Consider the following 15,837-nt stretch of genomic DNA (forward strand, 5'->3'; position numbering starts at 1 on the left):
ATTGTCCCGCAATTTGGAGGATCAGCGATGGCTGGAAAGCGTGAGAAGCCTGAAGAGATCGTATCGAAGCTTCGGCAGGTTGAAGTTCTGCAAGGACAAGGCATGACGATAGCGGAGGCGGTGCGTCAGATCGGCGTAACGCAGCAGACCTATTATCGGTGGCGCAAACTGTATGGCGGGATGGGCCGTGCTCAGCTCAAGCGGTTGAAAGAACTGGAGAAGGAGAACCAGCGCCTGAGGCGGGCGGTTTCCGATCTGACGCTGGACAAACTCATTCTGACCGAGGCGGCACGGGGAAACTTCTGAGCCCTTCACGTCGCCGTAAATGCATTGACCATGTGCGTCAGGAGCTGGGTGTGTCTGAGCGCCGTGCCTGCCGCACACTGGGCCAACACCGATCCACGCAGCGCAAGGTACCGCAGGGCCGGTCCGATGAAGAACAGTTGACCGACGACATCATCGAGCTGGCCGACAAATACGGTCGCTACGGCTATCGCATGGTCACAGGCCTGCTCAACAACGCAGGCTGGCATGTGAACCACAAACGCGTTGAACGGATTTGGCGACGTGAAGGGCTGAAGGTGCCGCAAAAGCAGAAGAAAAAAGGACGGCTCTGGCTGAACGATGGCTCCTGCGTGCGGCTCAGACCGGAGAGGCCCAACCACGTCTGGTCCTATGACTTTGTCCAGGACCGCACCGATGATGGGCGGGCCTATCGCACACTCAACATCATCGATGAATACACCAAGGAGGCGCTGATGATCCGCGTCGACCGCAAGCTGAACTCAACGGATGTGCTGGATGCCCTGACGGATCTATTCATCCTGCGGGGGCCACCCGAGTACATACGAAGTGACAACGTCCTATATCGGGAAGATTTGGCTGCTTAGGTCAGCAGGTCATGGGGCATCCGGTGTCCCGGATGCCCTGATATGGTTGCCCAAACGGTCTCCGCCGTCAAGAAGCGGTCTCTCCCATAGCAAACACAGGGTACGCGCGATGGCGGCCCTCACCGTCCTTAAGACGAGATCCAAAATCCCAAGCGGAAGACCTGAACATTATCTACGAGGTCAGCGAACTGCCTCCACGGCTCTGATCAGACAAAGGTCCTTCCGCCTGGGCTCACCCCCTCGAAGAAGGGGCGATAGGGTTCGCCGTGTTTGACTACGGCGTGTACGGTGCGCGCCATCTTGGCCGCGATCGCGGTGTAGGCCTTGCGGCGCAGACGGGCATTGTGTCGGTCCCGCGCGATGTAGCGTTCGAACTTGTCGCGGAAGCTGTTCGTGCGTTTGAGCACGGCAACCTGGCCAGCCATCCAGAAGGTTCGGCGAAGTCGCGCATTGCCGTATTTGGAGATGCGGCTCTGGCCGCGGAACATGCCAGACTGCACGGTTGCGAGATCCATACCACAGAACTTCAGGATTTGGCGGTGATGACGGAAACGGCGCAGATCGCCGGCTTCCGCCAAGATGGTCAGGGCATTGATCGGGCCGATACCGGGGATGGTTGTTAGAAGCTGATAATCGGGATGATCGCACAGAAGCTCGACGGCCCGCGCCTCGATCTCGTTGCGCTGGCGAACCAGGCTTCGGCCTTCGGCCAGCACAAGGCGGAACATACGAACGGCGTCGGAATCTGGGCTGACGGGTAATCCCACTGAACCAACCGCTGTTGCGTAAATATCTGAGAGTAAGCGTTCTTTTGAGACCTTCCGGCCGACCACCTGCCACGCATCAGCAACGAAGGCCTCACGGCTCATTGCCGTGATCATATGCGGTGTCGGATACTTCTCGAGGAATGCCAAAAACCAGTCTGTGCGCGAGCTGCGGTGAAAGCGTTCGGCCTCGGGAAAGTACAGCGGCAGGTAATGCGTCAGGATACGATGCCACAGCTCGGTCTTCGAACGCGATACGATCTCATGGGTCTTCGACAGCTCCTGGATGTCGGCAACGCCGGTCGCGAGCGGATCGTGGAAAAACTGCACTGCGCCGATCTCCAGCATGTGCAGGATGACCTGGGCGTCCTTCGGGTCGTTCTTGTCCCAGCTGTTGTGCAGGGCTTCGCGCGTCCGGGCCAGGCCCACCGAAGAGACAAGCTTCAGTTCGAACCCGGCTTGGCCGAGATGGTGCGCCAGCGTTCTATGATAGTTGCCGGTCGCCTCGAACGCGATCCGAACCGGCAGGTCGTAGCTGGCGAGGATGGCAGACAAGCGCTGGAAGTCTTCCAGCGTGTTCATGATTGTCAAACGTCGGCGGTGCCTTTTGCCGGGGATGCCGATCAGCGCCTCATGGCGATGTTTAGAAATGTCGATAGCGACCAGCACGGTCGAAGCGGTAGAATAGGTGGCGGTCATAGCCGGTCTCCTCATCAGTGTGGTTTGTGCAAAACCACTGTTGAGACCTGAGACCCGGTTATGGCCACCCGCTGCGCTATTTGGGGGCTGCGCGCGTGGCCATAACCTTAAACAAACGCTTCTTCCCAAGGAGCTATGGTCCAGAGTTCATTGCCCAGAAGGTGCGCAACTGGATCGCCGCTGTCGGCGCCAAGACGGCCTATATCGAACCTGGGTCGCCCTGGGAGAACGGATATTGCGAAAGCTTCAACGCCCGCTTCAGGGACGAATTGCTCAACGGCGAAATCTTTTACTCGCTCAGAGAGGCCCAGATTCTGATCGAGCAATGGCGGGTCCATTACAACACGGTCAGGCCGCACAGCGCTTTGGCATATCGTCCGCCAGCACCAGAAAGCATCGTTCCGATAGACCAAAGGCCGACAATGCACTAACCATCAAACCGGACCACCCGAAGGGGGCACGCCAGATGAGGTCTACGTGTAAGTTCGTGGTGAATGGGTTTATTTGTGCCGGGCCGTCGACGGTGACGGTCAAACCCTTGATTAAATGTTGTCAACGAAGCGCGACACGAAAACTGCAATGAAATTCTTCGCCTACGCGCTGTTTCATAATGGCGTCCAAAAACGGACCACAATTGACGAAAGTCGTAGTAACGCCGCCGGGTTCAAGGGAGTGAACAAGATTTTCAGGCGGTTGCAGATACCTGTCAAGATCGACACCGTCAGATCGAAGTACCTCAACACCATCGTCGAGCGGGATCATCGTTTCATAAAGCGGCTCACGAGACCTGTGCTCGGGTTCAAATGCTTCATCTCAGCATCAGCAACACGCGCGCGCATCGAGGTGGCCAACGCGATTCGCAAAGATCAACTCGGACCTTCGACAAACGGATTCCGTCAATTTGCGGAGCTCACAGGATGAATAAACCCAACCTGAGCGTTGGCTTTGACCCACCGAAAAGTTTGCGACAGATCCGCGGCGAAGTCCTCCAACGTGGCTAGAATCTGGTTGAAGACTACAGAGGCTGATTCAAAAGGCAAACCGAACCCTTACCTCTGCATTCGCTCCAGAACGGCCCGTGCCGCCCGGAGACCCGGCGCTTCGCCACCTCGTCCCAGACGTTCCATCGTGACTCTCATCGCGTCGGCCTGAGATCGCGGATTGGAATGCACCTGTCGCAATTGGTCGGCGATTTCCGACGGCTGGCAGGCCGGTCCCAGACATTCCGGAACCGTGCGACTTTCACTCACCAGATTGACCAACGTAACAGTATCAAGATTGACCATTCTTTCGGCCATTTTCTGTGTCAGCCAACTGAGTTTATATGCAATTACCATCGGTGTGGCCTGAGCGGCCAACTCTAACGAAACAGTCCCAGATGCGGCCAGCGCCAGTTCGGCGGCAGCAAAACTCGCGCGTTTATAGGCCCCGGCCTGAACCGCGTCGGTTTTACGTGGATCCAAAATGACCGGCTTTCCTGGCCAGTCCGTTATTTGGGTGGCTACGTGCTCGGCCATGTGGGCCACCACCGGGACCACTACACGCATTTCCGGCTTATCTTTCAGAAACAACCGTTGCGCTTCGCCGAATATGGGAGCCAGCCTATCTATTTCGCCGCGACGTGAACCAGGCAGCACCAGCAGAAGCGGAGCTTCGCCCAGATCATAGGCGGCTCGAAATTCGGCAACGTCTTCAGCAGTGGCGACAGGTTCGCTGACGACCGGATGCCCGACGAAATCGCACTCCATCCCTGCACGCTCCATGAAGGGCGGCTCGAACGGTAACAAAGCCAGAACGTGATCAATGACCTTTGCCATCTTGCCTGCCCGTCCAGGCCGCCAGGCCCAGACGCTGGGGGCCACATAGTGAACTGTGCGAATGTCGCTTTCTGCTTTGACCCGTTTTGCCACACGCAGCGAAAAATCCGGGCTGTCGATGGTGATCATGACGTCCGGCTTGGTGTCCAATACCGCCTGTGCAGTCTCGGCGATACGACGTTTGAGATGAAAGAACTTCGGAAGAACCTCTACCAAGCCCATGACACTGAGTTCCGCCATGGGAAACCGACTGACCAGGCCATTCGCCTCCATCAGGGGGCCGCCAATCCCATCGAACGCCATCCCAGGGTCGAGAGTTTTCAGGCCCTCCATCAGGGCCCCGCCCAACCGGTCACCGGATGGTTCACCAGCCAGCAGGAAGACCCGCATCAGACCGCACGCTCCCGCACCAGCAGGAACAGGCCAAGGCGGTTGCATTCTTCGACCACGGTTTTACGATCCAGAACCATAACCCCGCCTTTTTCAATCACGATACCAGACAGTCCAGCCACAACAGCAGCGGTTACAGTGTCAGGGCCAATGACAGGCAAATCGACCCGCCGGTCCTGATCCGGTTTCGGTGCCTTGAACAGGACACCACCACCCGCATCAGGACGTTGCGTCAACGACTCCAGCATCCAGTTTGTGCCAAACACGCCTTCTATTGCCAATGCTTGCCCATGCAGAACGACGCAGGCCTGGCCGATATCCGCTGCACTCATTGCCCTCAGAATGCCCGCTCCCCGATCGGCATCCGCCAAATCTTCATCGGATGGTAACGCATCCGTCAAACACCCCAAAGGCGGCAGAATATCCGGGGCAAGCTCGTGCGCGGCCCGCACCTGCAACCCTGAATCCTCGAAGATACCGATAACTGCCCGCAGTGCACCGTCATCGCCGGACATGATCGCTCGCTGAAGAACCGGCACAAGCGGAAGAGTTTGCGCATCGATCCGCTTGGGATCGATTACCGGTCGGCGTACTGTACCCGCCATACAAACCTCGGTCACGCCCTGGGCCAAGAGATCGGCAATAAAACTTCCCAACTTCTCTAGAGGGAACAACTTGTCGACCGGCATTTGGTCAGGTTCGAACCCCTCCAACGCGCATATCAGAGGGCGCTCGGGCAATCTGGCCACCAACTCGTCCGGCAAGGCACCAGTTCCTGCGATCAGTGCCAACATGAGGTCATTTTCCCGGCGTCAGGAAGGAGCGGTCGGTATCGCCGGTCACGAAATCAACGATCCTTTGCACGTATTCGCTGTGACTCGTTTCTCCAACGCGTTTGGCGCGCTCCATGAACGTCCCCCCACCCTCGGAAAGCTCACGAAACGCTGCACGCAGCGCGGAAATATCCTCGCGTGGAACGCCACGTCGCTTGAGCCCAACCAGATTGAGACCATCAAGTACCCCACGTGGCCCCTGAACCAATCCGTAAGGGATCACGTCATTGGGAACCATTGTAAGCGCTCCGATAATCGCGCCCCGACCGACGCGCACCCATTGATGCAATCCCGAGATACCACCCACGATCACGTCATCTTCGATGATACAGTGACCAGCCGCACCTGCGTGATTGACCATGATGACACGGTTGCCGATCTGCACGTCGTGAGCCACGTGGACACCCGCCATCAACAAACAATCATCGCCGATCCTGGTAACACCGCCGCCACCCACGGTGCCGGAATTGACAGTGACATGCTCGCGGATGCGGTTTCGTTTGCCGATTTCCAGCCGCGTATTTTCGCCCTGGAACTTCAAATCCTGTGGGATTTCACCAATCACCGCGAAATTGAAGATGACTGTATCTTCTCCGACCGAGGTTTCACCGGTGACAACGACATGGGATTTTAACTCTACCCGATCAGCCAAGTTGACCTGCGGTCCAACATAGCAAAAAGGACCAATCACACAGTCCCGACCGATGGCTGCGCCGTCTTCAACAATAGCGCTGGGGTGAACACGGCTCATGTCGTTTTTTCCATATCCCAATCGACATAAGCCGAAAACTCGGCTTCGGCAGCCACTTCTCCATCCACGGTTGCGCGTCCGCTGAACTTGAAAATCTTGCCACCAACCTTGCCGCGCACGGTTTCGACATGCATTTCCAATACGTCGCCTGGCACAACCTTGCGCCGGAATTTGCACTTGTCGATATTCATGAAATAAATCAGCAGTTCGCTGTCGATGACATTCATGCCGACCCCCAGCATTACCCCTGCCGTCTGTGCCATCGCCTCGACAATCGTGACGCCGGGCATAATCGGGGTTCCGGGGAAATGTCCCTGAAAATGCGGCTCGTTCATTGTGACGTTCTTGATGCCCACTGCTGAGTGGTAGCCCTTGATATCGACAACCTTGTCGACCAGCAGAAACGGATAGCGATGCGGCAGAATACGCTGAATCAGCTGGATGTCTGCACTCTTGGTTTCCGTGGTCATGGCGCGATTTTCCTGTTCTGGATGTCTTTCATGCGTGGTTAGCAATACAGTTCGGTTAGGGCAAGCGTACCTACTCCGTATCGCGGTTTTCCAACTCTCGCCCGTCACCAATCGCGGCATTGATACGGGCGATTGCCAAATCGGTGATATCCGTTGCGTCCGAGCTTAAAAACACATTGGAGCGTTCCAGGATCACTCCTGCCCCGGTATCCTGCATGAGGCGGGCAAGAACAGGTCTTACCAACTCTCGAAACATGGCCCGCGCTCGATCCGTTCTCGCTGTAAGCGCATCCAGTTTCGCCTTTTGCCCATCCCGGTGTGATTGGACTTTATTGTCAAATGCATCCGCCAGTTCGCGAAACGCATCGGGTTCCATGTCACGACGCAGTGCGGTCAGTTCTTTTTCTTCGCGGCTCAGGTCGGCGATGATCCGTTCGTTCTCGGCGGCGAGCATCGCTCCTTCTGCCTCAATCTCCTCGATAACCCGCCGCCCGAAAGCCGATTCAGAAAAGAGTTTTTCACTGGATATCGTAAGGATGTCTTTCTCGGGCAAACCGAGCTGTTGCGCATTGACTGGGAAGGGAGAGTAGTGAACCAGAAACAAACACAAGGCCCAAATCGGGCCTTGTGTCAGAAACTGGCGAACATAGGTGTTCATTCGGCCTCAGAACCGTGCCTGAATTGTCAGGTCAAAGCTCTGCTCCTTGTCGAAGTCTTCCTTTTTGAGTGCCTTTGAGAAGTTGAAGCGTAGCGGCCCGAAACCTGTAGTCCAAAGGAATGACAACCCGATCACATGGCGAACCGAGCCATCCGCCCCAACGATATTGCCGCCAGCGGTATTCACGTTGTCCAGATTGTAGAGGTTCCCCACGTCATAAAACACACCGCCACGCAGCCCAAGCTCCTCCGGTAATCCCAACGGGAAATCCGCCTCGAAACGCGCGACCCAGTAATAGTTGCCTCCAATGGCGTCATCCTGGCCGTTGGACAGATCGCGCGGCCCGATCCCGGCTGGTTCAAAACCACGGAACGTGTTGGGCCCCAGGATGAAGCGGTCGATAGTACGGCTAAAGTTGTCCCCGCTCCAGGAAAGAGCCCCTACTTCCAAGTCGGCGCGCAGCGTCACTTCTTCATTCAGAACCCTTTGCTGAGCAACAGCCCTGGCAGTGGTTTTGATGTATTCATTGTCACCACCCAAACCGGCTGCATCTACACCAACCTGGAACAGCACACCGGCATTCGGGTTCAAACCGCCAATACGGCTGTCATAGGTGTATGACAGGCCCAATGAGCTCGAAGTCAATTCACCCTGATTGATTTCCGACTGAATAACACTACCGACAGCCTGATCTTCCCGCGAGATCATTTCGCTATCATCCCAACTGTAGCGCAGGGTAAGCGTAGAAAGCTCGCCGATCGCATAACTCAGGGACGGATTGAAGAAAACACGCTTGGTGTCATAGTTCGCAAAGCTCGAGTTTTGCCTGGCCAAACCCAAACCCAGGTCGAACCGCAAACGACGGCCCAACAGATATGGTTCCGAGAAATTGATTGCATATTGCTCAGAGTCCTGTGCGGTCGACAAGGTCAGGCCAAGTGTTTGACCGCGCCCAAGGAAGTTGGTTTCCTGAAGGCCGACCGCAACACCAAAACCATCCGAAATCGAGTAGCTGCCACCAAGGTTGAGCGAACCAGTTGGCTGTTCTTCAACGTCCACGTCAACAATTACCTGACTTGGTGACGTTCCTTCGCGGGTCTCAACGTCAGCGGTCGAAAAGAAACCCAAAGCGCGAATTCGTTCTGCGCTTTGACGGATTTCACGCGGGTTGAATGGATCACCTTCCACGGTGTCGAACTGCCGGCGGATCACGCGATCAAGTGTTGTGGTATTCCCCTCAATGTCGATCCGCTCGACAAAGATGCGCGGTCCTTTGACCAGTGCGAAGGTGACATCCAGCGTCAAATTTCTATCGTTCCGATTCACGCGAGGCTCGACACGCAGAAAGTCCACTCCCTGCTTCAGACCAAGCCTCTCCAACCGAACTAACGAGTTCTCAACATGCGATGGTGAATAAATCACACCCGGCTTGATCTTCAGCGCAGCCTGATATGGTGCCGCATCAACACCAGGGATTTCGCTAACCACCGAAACATTGCCGAACTTGAACTGCTGGCCCTCTGTCACGTTCATGACCAGAAAGAACGCATCGCGTTCACGGGTGAATTCCACGTTGGCGCTGTTGACGCGGAAATCAACATATCCGCGCGACAGGTAGAAATCGCGAAGCACTTGTTTGTCAAACTCAATGCGATCCGCAATGAAGGTATCCGAGCGGAAAAAGGCCCGTAAAAGACCGGCCTGCTTGGTTTCCAGAACCCTGCGCAAGCGGCGGTCGGAATAAACGCGGTTGCCAACAAAGCTAACTCTTTCGATCTCGATCGTATCGCCCTCGGCGATTTCGAAAACCAGATCGACGCGGTTATCGCTGCGCCTGATGATCCTTGGAACGACAGTTGCCGCGACCCGCCCCTGTGCCGAGTAAATCTCGGCAATCAAATTTGCGTCTTTTTCAGCCTGTTCGGGTGTGAACACCCTGCGCGACTCGGACTGGATCACTTCCTGCAAACGGTCGTCGTTGATGCGTCGATTGCCTTCGAAACTGATCTTGTTGATCGTCGGGTTTTCTTTGACCGAAATAACCAAGGTATTGCCACGAGGCGTGAGTTCGACTGTCTCAAAAACACCACTGTCAAGCAGACGCTGAAAGGCGTCATTCAACTGTCCAGCGGTCACTTCCTGCCCCCGTTCTATGCCGGCACGCGAAACAACGGTTGTGTCATCAATACGCTGATTGCCTTCGACCTGGATCGAGTTGAAAGTGTATGTTTGCGCCAGTGCGGCCCCGGTTGTAGAGAAACTGGCCGCAGCAAAGACCAGAAAAATAGAAAGTACAGCGCGCAACAAGATATAGCTATGCACCGTGTTTCGATCGCAGGATGTGCGCGCGCCTCTGCCGTCACTCATGTTATCAATCCAAGTTTTTGTGGCCCTAGAATGGTCACTACCGGGATATCTGCATGTTGTCAAAACCACAAAAGCAAAGCGCGACCAAAAGGTCGCGCGGTTCGGGATTGCTCATAACAAAGAATCAGAGGCTCAGCACATACGCTCCTGCCGCTAGTGCCAGCGCAATCGCTCCAAAACTGAGAAACCTATCCCAGTTCAAAGACATGATGAGGCTGATGCCGCGATACGAAGTTTGCAGAGAATGAATCATGGTTTGATCGACAGAATGATGTGGTTCAGTTGAGCCAGCCTAGCTTTGGAATGAGGCATTACTGAGGCGGAATTGAGGCGTATCGCCACTGTTCCATTTACTCAGCAGAACAAGTCATTGCTAAGGGAAAACACCATCAATGACAGGATCAACGTGATCCCGACCCCCATCAACACCTTCAACGCCGCATCACTGGGTGGGCGTCCGGCAATGGCTTCGTAGGCATAAAACACCAGATGCCCCCCATCCAACGCCGGGATCGGGAACAGATTCAGCATTCCAACTGCGGTCGACAGAACAGCGATGAACCAAATGAAACTTTGCGCCCCCTGGCTGGCCATGGCGCCGGATGTTTCCGCAATACCGATAGGTCCGGAAATATTGCAAGTACTGATCGCACCAGTGATCATGTGCCATATGCCAGACAATGACCCTTCGACAATTCTCATCGTCTGTGCAGCGCCATCGCCGAGTGCTGTCAGAAAACCGGTTGGTTCGGTGGCAGGTTCCAGCATCATCCCGCCAACAATCCCAATCCGCCAGTGCGTGACAAACCCGCCTTCGGGTTGCGGCTCATCCGTACGTCTGGGTGCCAACGCGAATTCGTGCGTTTGCCCGTCCCGCCAGACATCCAACAGCAATACGCGTCCATCGGATGTTTCGACGCGCTCTTTCAATTGAGAAAAGGCAAAGATCGGATCGCCATCAACGGACAGAATAACGTCCCCCGGTTCCAACTCAATGTCCATCGCCGCGCTGCGAGGAGCAACTTGTTGAATCAAAGGTGGAAACAGCCAAGGACCTTTGACAACCAGTTCTTGTCCATCCCGTAGAACCGTGTAGTCCAAAGACGCGGACTCAGGCAGGCTGTCGACAAATCCGGACCATTGGGCGCTTTGGTCGAAATCCGGTGTATTTACTCCATTGATTGCTCTGATTTCGTCGCCGATCCGCAACTCTTGAACCGTGTTCGGCAACGGGAACAATTCTCCAACAGTCAGGGGGCTTTTGGCCTGTCCCTGAAACATGAATATCAAACCGAATACGATAATCGACATAATAAAATTAAAGACCGGCCCAGCGGCAACAGTTGCTGTACGCGCCCAAAGCGGTGCGCCGTGCATGGTGTGGCGGATATCATCCGGATTGTTGCGATAGATCTCGGCCATTGACTCGCCATCCTTGCCCGATGCCGCGTTGGCATCCCCCAGGAATTTGACGTAGCCACCAAATGGCAGGGCCGCGATCTGCCAACGCGTGCCATGCTTGTCCATCCGACTCCACAAGACCGGTCCGAAACCCAGGGAAAACACTTCGGCGTGTATGCCGGTCCAACGGCCAACGATATAGTGGCCATATTCGTGCACGGCCACAATAACAGACAGCGCCACGACAAAGGCCAGAATCGTATACATAAATCCGCCAAATTGCGGGATCAGAGTGATGATATCCAAGTTTTTATCCTGCTCGTTTCAGCATCGCGTCATCTGTCCACCTACGTGCCAGATGGTCTGTTTGCTTAACGTTATCAAGGGTCATTGGGGCGTCAATAAGACCTGAAGCGCCCTCAAATCTGTCAAGAACGCTTTCAACGATGGCAGCCATCTCCAGAAACCCGACTTTGCGCGCTATGAAGAGATCCAAGGCTCGCTCTTTAGCCGCATTGAAAACAGCGCCTGCCAAGCCCCCTCGTTCCATCACTTCGCGCGCCAGTCGAAGTGCGGGATACCGCGTTTCGTCCGGTTGACGAAAATGCAACCGCTCAAGTTTTGTCAGATCCAGACGATCAACTGGCAATTCGCGTCGTTCCGGCCAATGCAATGCATAACCGATGGCGTGGCGCATGTCAGGCGCTCCCAAGTGCGCCATCAATGCGCCGTCACGAAACCCAACCAAAGCGTGCACCATGGATTCTGGATGGACGACGACTTCGATCTGCGATGGGTCAACACCGAAAAACTCTCTTGTTTCGATAAGTTCAAGCGCCTTGTTGAACATGGAGGCGCTATCAATGGTAATCCGCTGACCCATATTCCAGTTCGGATGCCGTGAAGCCTGTTCCACTGTCGCCTGCTTCAGGTCTTCCATCGACCAGTCTCGAAACGCTCCACCACTTGCCGTAATAATGACTCGTTCGACCGCTTCAATATCCTCGCCAACCAACGCCTGAAACACCGCCGAGTGTTCGCTGTCGACCGGCAGCAGACTTGCATTGTGAGCTTTGGCAGTTTCCAACACCAATTTACCGGCACAAACCAGCGTTTCCTTGTTGGCGAGTGCCAGCGTAGCACCTTGTTTCAGCGCCTCGAGCCCCGGTGCCAGCCCCGCGGCACCGACGATCGCTGACATGACCCAGTCAGCCGGCCTGGACGCGGCCTCGTCCAACGCTGCCTGCCCCGCCGCCGCTTCGACACCGGTGCCGGCCAAAGCGTGGCGCAGTTCCGGCAGGTGTTCTTCGTAGGCAGTAATCGCGACGTCCGCGCGCAAACGCTGGGCGTCTTCAGCCAAACGCTTAACATTGGCACCGCCGGTCAGAGCGACGATGTCATAAGCGTCCACATCACGATCAATCAAATCGATGGTGCTTTGACCAATCGACCCGGTGGCGCCGAAAATCGTGACCTTTCGCATTACATCACTCCGGGCTCATAAATGAGCCCTGCCAACAAGACAAATACGGCCGCACCCATCATACCATCAAAGCGATCCAGAAAACCGCCATGCCCCGGAATTAGATTGGAGCTGTCCTTGACACCCAGCCTGCGCTTCAAAGCGCTTTCGGCAATATCCCCGAACTGGCTGGCCATGGACGTCATGACAGACATGACAATCAAACCAGGACCAATCCCCGCATAAACAGAGAATACTGCGCCAACAAGCCCAGCTGCGATCCATCCGCCGGCGGTTCCGGACCAGGTTTTTTTGGGACTGACACGAGGCCAGAACTTGGGGCCTCCAATAGCCTTCCCAGCAAAATACCCGGCCACATCGGTAGCCACTACAACGGCGATCAACCAAAGAATCCAGCCGAACCCCAAGCCTTCGCGGATGAGGATGAAGCCCAATCCCGACGCGGCGATCCAGAACGCGAATACTAAATAAATGCCCTTCTCTCGACCGACCTGTCCTGCTCCGACCAGAGCAGGGGCCAACAGAACCGGCAGGCGGAAAACGGGCGGAAGGTGGTAGCTTATGAAAACCGCTAAGCCAGTCACAAGCGCGAGTTGAAGCGCAACCCCACGATGATCGGGAGAGATCATCCGAGCAAGCTCCCAAATCATAAGTGCCGACGCCGCCGCGATAAAGGACTCGAACCATAGCCCACCAAGCCACACTTCGACCGCCCCGACAGTAACCAGAACCATGGCCGAAATAACGCGAGCCGTCAGATCCGACCAACGCCCATCATTCATACCTTAACGGCCCCAAAACGGCGGTCGCGTGCACCATAACTCCGGCACAGGCGCTCAAGTTCGCTGGCCGTAAAATCCGGCCACAATGTATCGATAAACTCATACTCGGCATAGGCGGACTGCCAGAGAAGGAAATTGGAAATTCGCGCCTCACCGCTGGTTCGGATCACCAGATCCGGGTCCGGTAAAACATGTGTATCCAGGTATTTGGGCAGCGTCTCTTCGTCGACGTCATCGGGTTTCAACCGACCATCGGCGACGTCTTGTGCCAGACGCTTCGTAGCCCGCGACACCTCATCCCGGCCACCATAGTTGAGCGCAATTGTAAGGTTCACGCCTTTGTTTTCCCTGGTTCTTTCCTCCAGCGTGTCCATTAGCAAAATCAGCTTTTCATCCAATCGAACCCGATCGCCAATAAAACGAACCCGAACGCCTTTCGCATCCAGCGCCATTGTTTCCTTGGCAATATAACGACGAAAAAGACTCATCAACCCGGCGACTTCCGCCTGCGTACGCTTCCAGTTTTCGGTTGAGAAAGCAAAAATCGTCAAATACTTGATGCCAAGATCAGGGCACGCCTCAACCACTTCACGGACACGTTTTGCACCCGCATGGTGACCAAACAACCTTGGTCGCCCCCTGGCCTGCGCCCAACGCCCATTGCCATCCATTATGATGGCGACATGACGTGGCCCCACGGCCGGTTCGCTTATGGGATCTTTTGGCATGGTGCCGCTCAGACCTGCATGATTTCCGCTTGTTTATGCTCCAACGCGTCGTCCACGGTCTTGATCATCTTGTCGGTCAGTTCCTGCACTTCGGCTTCCCAGAACTTCTGGTCATCTTCCGAGACCGCATTGTCGTTCTTAGCTTTCTTGATCTGGTCCATCCCGTCTCGGCGCACGTTTCGAATGGCAACGCGGGCATGTTCCGCATATTGCCCCGCAACCTTGCCCAACTCACGACGACGCTCTTCGTTCAGCTCGGGGATCGGCAACATTATGATGGTGCCATTGAGTTGCGGATTGATTCCCAATCCACTTTCACGAATGGCTTTTTCCACTTTTCCAACCAACGATTTGTCCCAGACATTTACGGTAACCATTCGCGGCTCAGGGACATTCACGGTGCCAACCTGGTTGATCGGGGTCAACGCGCCATAGGCATCGACCATGATCGGCTCCAACATCGAGGCGGACGCACGCCCCGTTCGCAGCGAGGCGAATTCTGTACGCAGGTTGGCCATCGCGCCGTCCATGCGGCGCTGCAGATCTTTGGTATCCAGTTCAAAATCATCAGACATGCTGCTCACTCCCCGAATTCAGGTGCTGTTGGGATGGGTGATAAGCCATCACAAATGGGATGTATAGCAATCATGGCCGGGAATTCTCGCAATTGCGAGAGGACTCGCCGAATTTCACAATAACAAGGGACGTGACCCGCCCGACCCTTTTTGGTCGACGGGTCACCAAATTAGGACGAACCTAAGCGTTCACATCCACTACGACGCGACCTTTGACCTGACCTTTCAGGATGTCTCCGCCCAGTTTTGGCAGATCTCCGAGTGTCGCAGGCTGGATCATTTCCTCAAGCTTATCCATGGGCAGGTCAGAGGCGATGCGATTCCATGCTCGTACGCGGTTGGCATAAGGTTGCATCACACTGTCGATACCGAGCAGGTTCACACCGCGCAGTATGAATGGCGTGATTAACGCGCCCTCGATTACCGCTCCTCCAGCCAGACCAATGGCGGCAACGGATGCGCCATATTTCATCTGCTTTAAGACCCGCCCCAGCATCACACCGGCAACGGCATCGACGCAGCCGGCCCAGGTTTCGCTTTCCAATGGCTTGCGCGTGGTTTCACTGAATTCATCCCGTCCGACAACCTGGGTCGCACCCAACCCCCTGAGATACGCTTCTTGCTCCGGACGACCAGTCACAGCCGCGACTTCATAGCCGAGATTGGCCAGAATGGCGGTTGCCACACTGCCGACGCCTCCTGCCGCCCCGGTGACCAGAACCGGCCCGTGATCCTTTTGCAGACCGTGATCCTCCAACGCCATGACAGCAAGCATCGACGTAAGTCCTGCGGTTCCGACCGCCATCGCCTGGCGCGTATCCAACCCCGCAGGCAATGGAACCAACCAATCGGCCAACACCCGAGCTTTTTGCCCGTACCCGCCCCAATGCGCCTCACCCACGCGCCAACCGGTCAGAACCACTTTGTCACCGGGTTTGTAACGATCATCGGAACTTTGCTCGACCGTCCCCGCAAAATCGATTCCCGGAACATGCGGGTACTTGCGAACAAGCCCCCCGCCCGGTCCGATGCACAACCCGTCCTTGTAGTTCACAGTAGAGAAATCGACAGCTACCAGAACCTCGCCATTCGGCAGATCATCCACAGCGATCTGCTTTACGGACGCACTGGTCTTTCCGCTTTGCTCGTCTTTTTCCACAACCAACGCATTGAACATCTCAATCTTCCCTTTTCACTTCCGGGTTACAGTCCGCTCTTCTTTCTCTCCA

14 protein-coding genes and 2 pseudogenes are annotated in these 15,837 nt (G+C 55.6%); 3 read left to right on the forward strand and 13 right to left on the reverse strand.

All coding sequences use genetic code 11. The annotated features are described in order from the left end of the window. Positions 1-27: 27 nt before the first annotated feature. Positions 28-860 (forward strand): annotated as a pseudogene (locus AC2FLX_RS13605) (IS3 family transposase); the annotation flags it as partial. 236 nt (positions 861-1,096) lie between these two features. Here the strand turns inward: AC2FLX_RS13605 and AC2FLX_RS13610 are convergent. After that, entirely contained in the window at positions 1,097-2,368 is a 1,272-nt protein-coding gene (locus tag AC2FLX_RS13610; RefSeq protein WP_496809618.1) for an IS110 family RNA-guided transposase, read from the reverse strand. Between the two features lie 122 nt (positions 2,369-2,490). Between AC2FLX_RS13610 and AC2FLX_RS13615 the strand changes: the two are divergent. Then, a pseudogene (locus AC2FLX_RS13615) lies at positions 2,491-2,784 on the forward strand (integrase core domain-containing protein); the annotation flags it as partial. Between the two features lie 115 nt (positions 2,785-2,899). Continuing rightward, complete coding sequence (locus AC2FLX_RS13620; protein ID WP_496809619.1) at positions 2,900-3,274, forward strand: DDE-type integrase/transposase/recombinase; 375 nt, start codon at positions 2,900-2,902, stop codon at positions 3,272-3,274. A 128-nt stretch (positions 3,275-3,402) separates the two neighbouring features. Here the strand turns inward: AC2FLX_RS13620 and lpxB are convergent, their stop codons facing one another. From lpxB to acuI, 12 genes are all read right to left on the reverse strand, one after another. After that, positions 3,403-4,560, reverse strand: coding sequence for a lipid-A-disaccharide synthase (lpxB, locus tag AC2FLX_RS13625; RefSeq protein WP_496809620.1), 1,158 nt, complete (start codon positions 4,558-4,560; stop codon positions 3,403-3,405). Next, entirely contained in the window at positions 4,560-5,354 is a 795-nt protein-coding gene (locus AC2FLX_RS13630; protein ID WP_496809621.1) for an LpxI family protein, read from the reverse strand. Before AC2FLX_RS13630 ends, lpxB begins: the two co-directional genes overlap by 1 nt. 4 nt (positions 5,355-5,358) lie before the next feature. Continuing rightward, positions 5,359-6,144 (reverse strand): acyl-ACP--UDP-N-acetylglucosamine O-acyltransferase, encoded by a 786-nt coding sequence (gene lpxA / locus AC2FLX_RS13635; protein WP_480748426.1) that lies wholly within the window; start codon positions 6,142-6,144, stop codon positions 5,359-5,361. Next, positions 6,141-6,614 (reverse strand): 3-hydroxyacyl-ACP dehydratase FabZ, encoded by a 474-nt coding sequence (gene fabZ / locus AC2FLX_RS13640; protein WP_480748425.1) that lies wholly within the window; start codon positions 6,612-6,614, stop codon positions 6,141-6,143. Before fabZ ends, lpxA begins: the two co-directional genes overlap by 4 nt. A gap of 70 nt (positions 6,615-6,684) precedes the next feature. Continuing rightward, entirely contained in the window at positions 6,685-7,272 is a 588-nt protein-coding gene (locus tag AC2FLX_RS13645; RefSeq protein WP_496809622.1) for an OmpH/Skp family outer membrane protein, read from the reverse strand. A 6-nt stretch (positions 7,273-7,278) separates the two neighbouring features. Next, the gene (gene bamA / locus AC2FLX_RS13650) at positions 7,279-9,639 is read right to left on the reverse strand and encodes an outer membrane protein assembly factor BamA (protein WP_480748423.1); all 2,361 of its coding nucleotides are present in this window, start codon (positions 9,637-9,639) and stop codon (positions 7,279-7,281) included. A gap of 354 nt (positions 9,640-9,993) precedes the next feature. Further along, on the reverse strand, positions 9,994-11,346 hold the full coding sequence (gene rseP, locus AC2FLX_RS13655) for an RIP metalloprotease RseP (protein ID WP_496809623.1): 1,353 nt from the start codon (positions 11,344-11,346) through the stop codon (positions 9,994-9,996). A gap of 4 nt (positions 11,347-11,350) precedes the next feature. Then, positions 11,351-12,523, reverse strand: a complete 1,173-nt coding sequence (gene dxr / locus AC2FLX_RS13660) for a 1-deoxy-D-xylulose-5-phosphate reductoisomerase (RefSeq protein WP_496809624.1) — start codon at positions 12,521-12,523, stop codon at positions 11,351-11,353. Then, entirely contained in the window at positions 12,523-13,305 is a 783-nt protein-coding gene (locus AC2FLX_RS13665; RefSeq protein WP_480748420.1) for a phosphatidate cytidylyltransferase, read from the reverse strand. Before AC2FLX_RS13665 ends, dxr begins: the two co-directional genes overlap by 1 nt. After that, entirely contained in the window at positions 13,302-14,033 is a 732-nt protein-coding gene (uppS, locus tag AC2FLX_RS13670) for an undecaprenyl pyrophosphate synthase (RefSeq protein ID WP_480748419.1), read from the reverse strand. The genes AC2FLX_RS13665 and uppS overlap by 4 nt, the downstream gene beginning before the upstream one ends. 8 nt (positions 14,034-14,041) lie before the next feature. Then, positions 14,042-14,608, reverse strand: a complete 567-nt coding sequence (gene frr / locus AC2FLX_RS13675; protein ID WP_480748418.1) for a ribosome recycling factor — start codon at positions 14,606-14,608, stop codon at positions 14,042-14,044. Between the two features lie 181 nt (positions 14,609-14,789). Continuing rightward, positions 14,790-15,785: an acryloyl-CoA reductase gene (acuI, locus tag AC2FLX_RS13680; RefSeq protein WP_480748417.1), complete on the reverse strand. Its 996-nt coding sequence runs from the start codon at positions 15,783-15,785 to the stop codon at positions 14,790-14,792. Positions 15,786-15,837: the final 52 nt, after the last annotated feature.

It is taken from the genome of Ruegeria sp. YKSF57 (assembly GCF_059612585.1).

Excerpts from the sequence above, each read along its gene's own strand:
- AC2FLX_RS13610 (WP_496809618.1), bottom strand. The coding sequence starts at position 2,368 with ATGAGGAGACCGGCTATGACCGCCACCTATTCTACCGCTTCGACCGTG.
- AC2FLX_RS13620 (WP_496809619.1), top strand. The coding sequence starts at position 2,900 with ATGTTGTCAACGAAGCGCGACACGAAAACTGCAATGAAATTCTTCGCC.
- lpxB (WP_496809620.1), bottom strand. The coding sequence starts at position 4,560 with ATGCGGGTCTTCCTGCTGGCTGGTGAACCATCCGGTGACCGGTTGGGC.
- AC2FLX_RS13630 (WP_496809621.1), bottom strand. The coding sequence starts at position 5,354 with ATGTTGGCACTGATCGCAGGAACTGGTGCCTTGCCGGACGAGTTGGTG.
- lpxA (WP_480748426.1), bottom strand. The coding sequence starts at position 6,144 with ATGAGCCGTGTTCACCCCAGCGCTATTGTTGAAGACGGCGCAGCCATC.
- fabZ (WP_480748425.1), bottom strand. The coding sequence starts at position 6,614 with ATGACCACGGAAACCAAGAGTGCAGACATCCAGCTGATTCAGCGTATT.
- AC2FLX_RS13645 (WP_496809622.1), bottom strand. The coding sequence starts at position 7,272 with ATGAACACCTATGTTCGCCAGTTTCTGACACAAGGCCCGATTTGGGCC.
- bamA (WP_480748423.1), bottom strand. The coding sequence starts at position 9,639 with ATGAGTGACGGCAGAGGCGCGCGCACATCCTGCGATCGAAACACGGTG.
- dxr (WP_496809624.1), bottom strand. The coding sequence starts at position 12,523 with ATGCGAAAGGTCACGATTTTCGGCGCCACCGGGTCGATTGGTCAAAGC.
- AC2FLX_RS13665 (WP_480748420.1), bottom strand. The coding sequence starts at position 13,305 with ATGAATGATGGGCGTTGGTCGGATCTGACGGCTCGCGTTATTTCGGCC.
- uppS (WP_480748419.1), bottom strand. The coding sequence starts at position 14,033 with ATGCCAAAAGATCCCATAAGCGAACCGGCCGTGGGGCCACGTCATGTC.
- frr (WP_480748418.1), bottom strand. The coding sequence starts at position 14,608 with ATGTCTGATGATTTTGAACTGGATACCAAAGATCTGCAGCGCCGCATG.
- acuI (WP_480748417.1), bottom strand. The coding sequence starts at position 15,785 with ATGTTCAATGCGTTGGTTGTGGAAAAAGACGAGCAAAGCGGAAAGACC.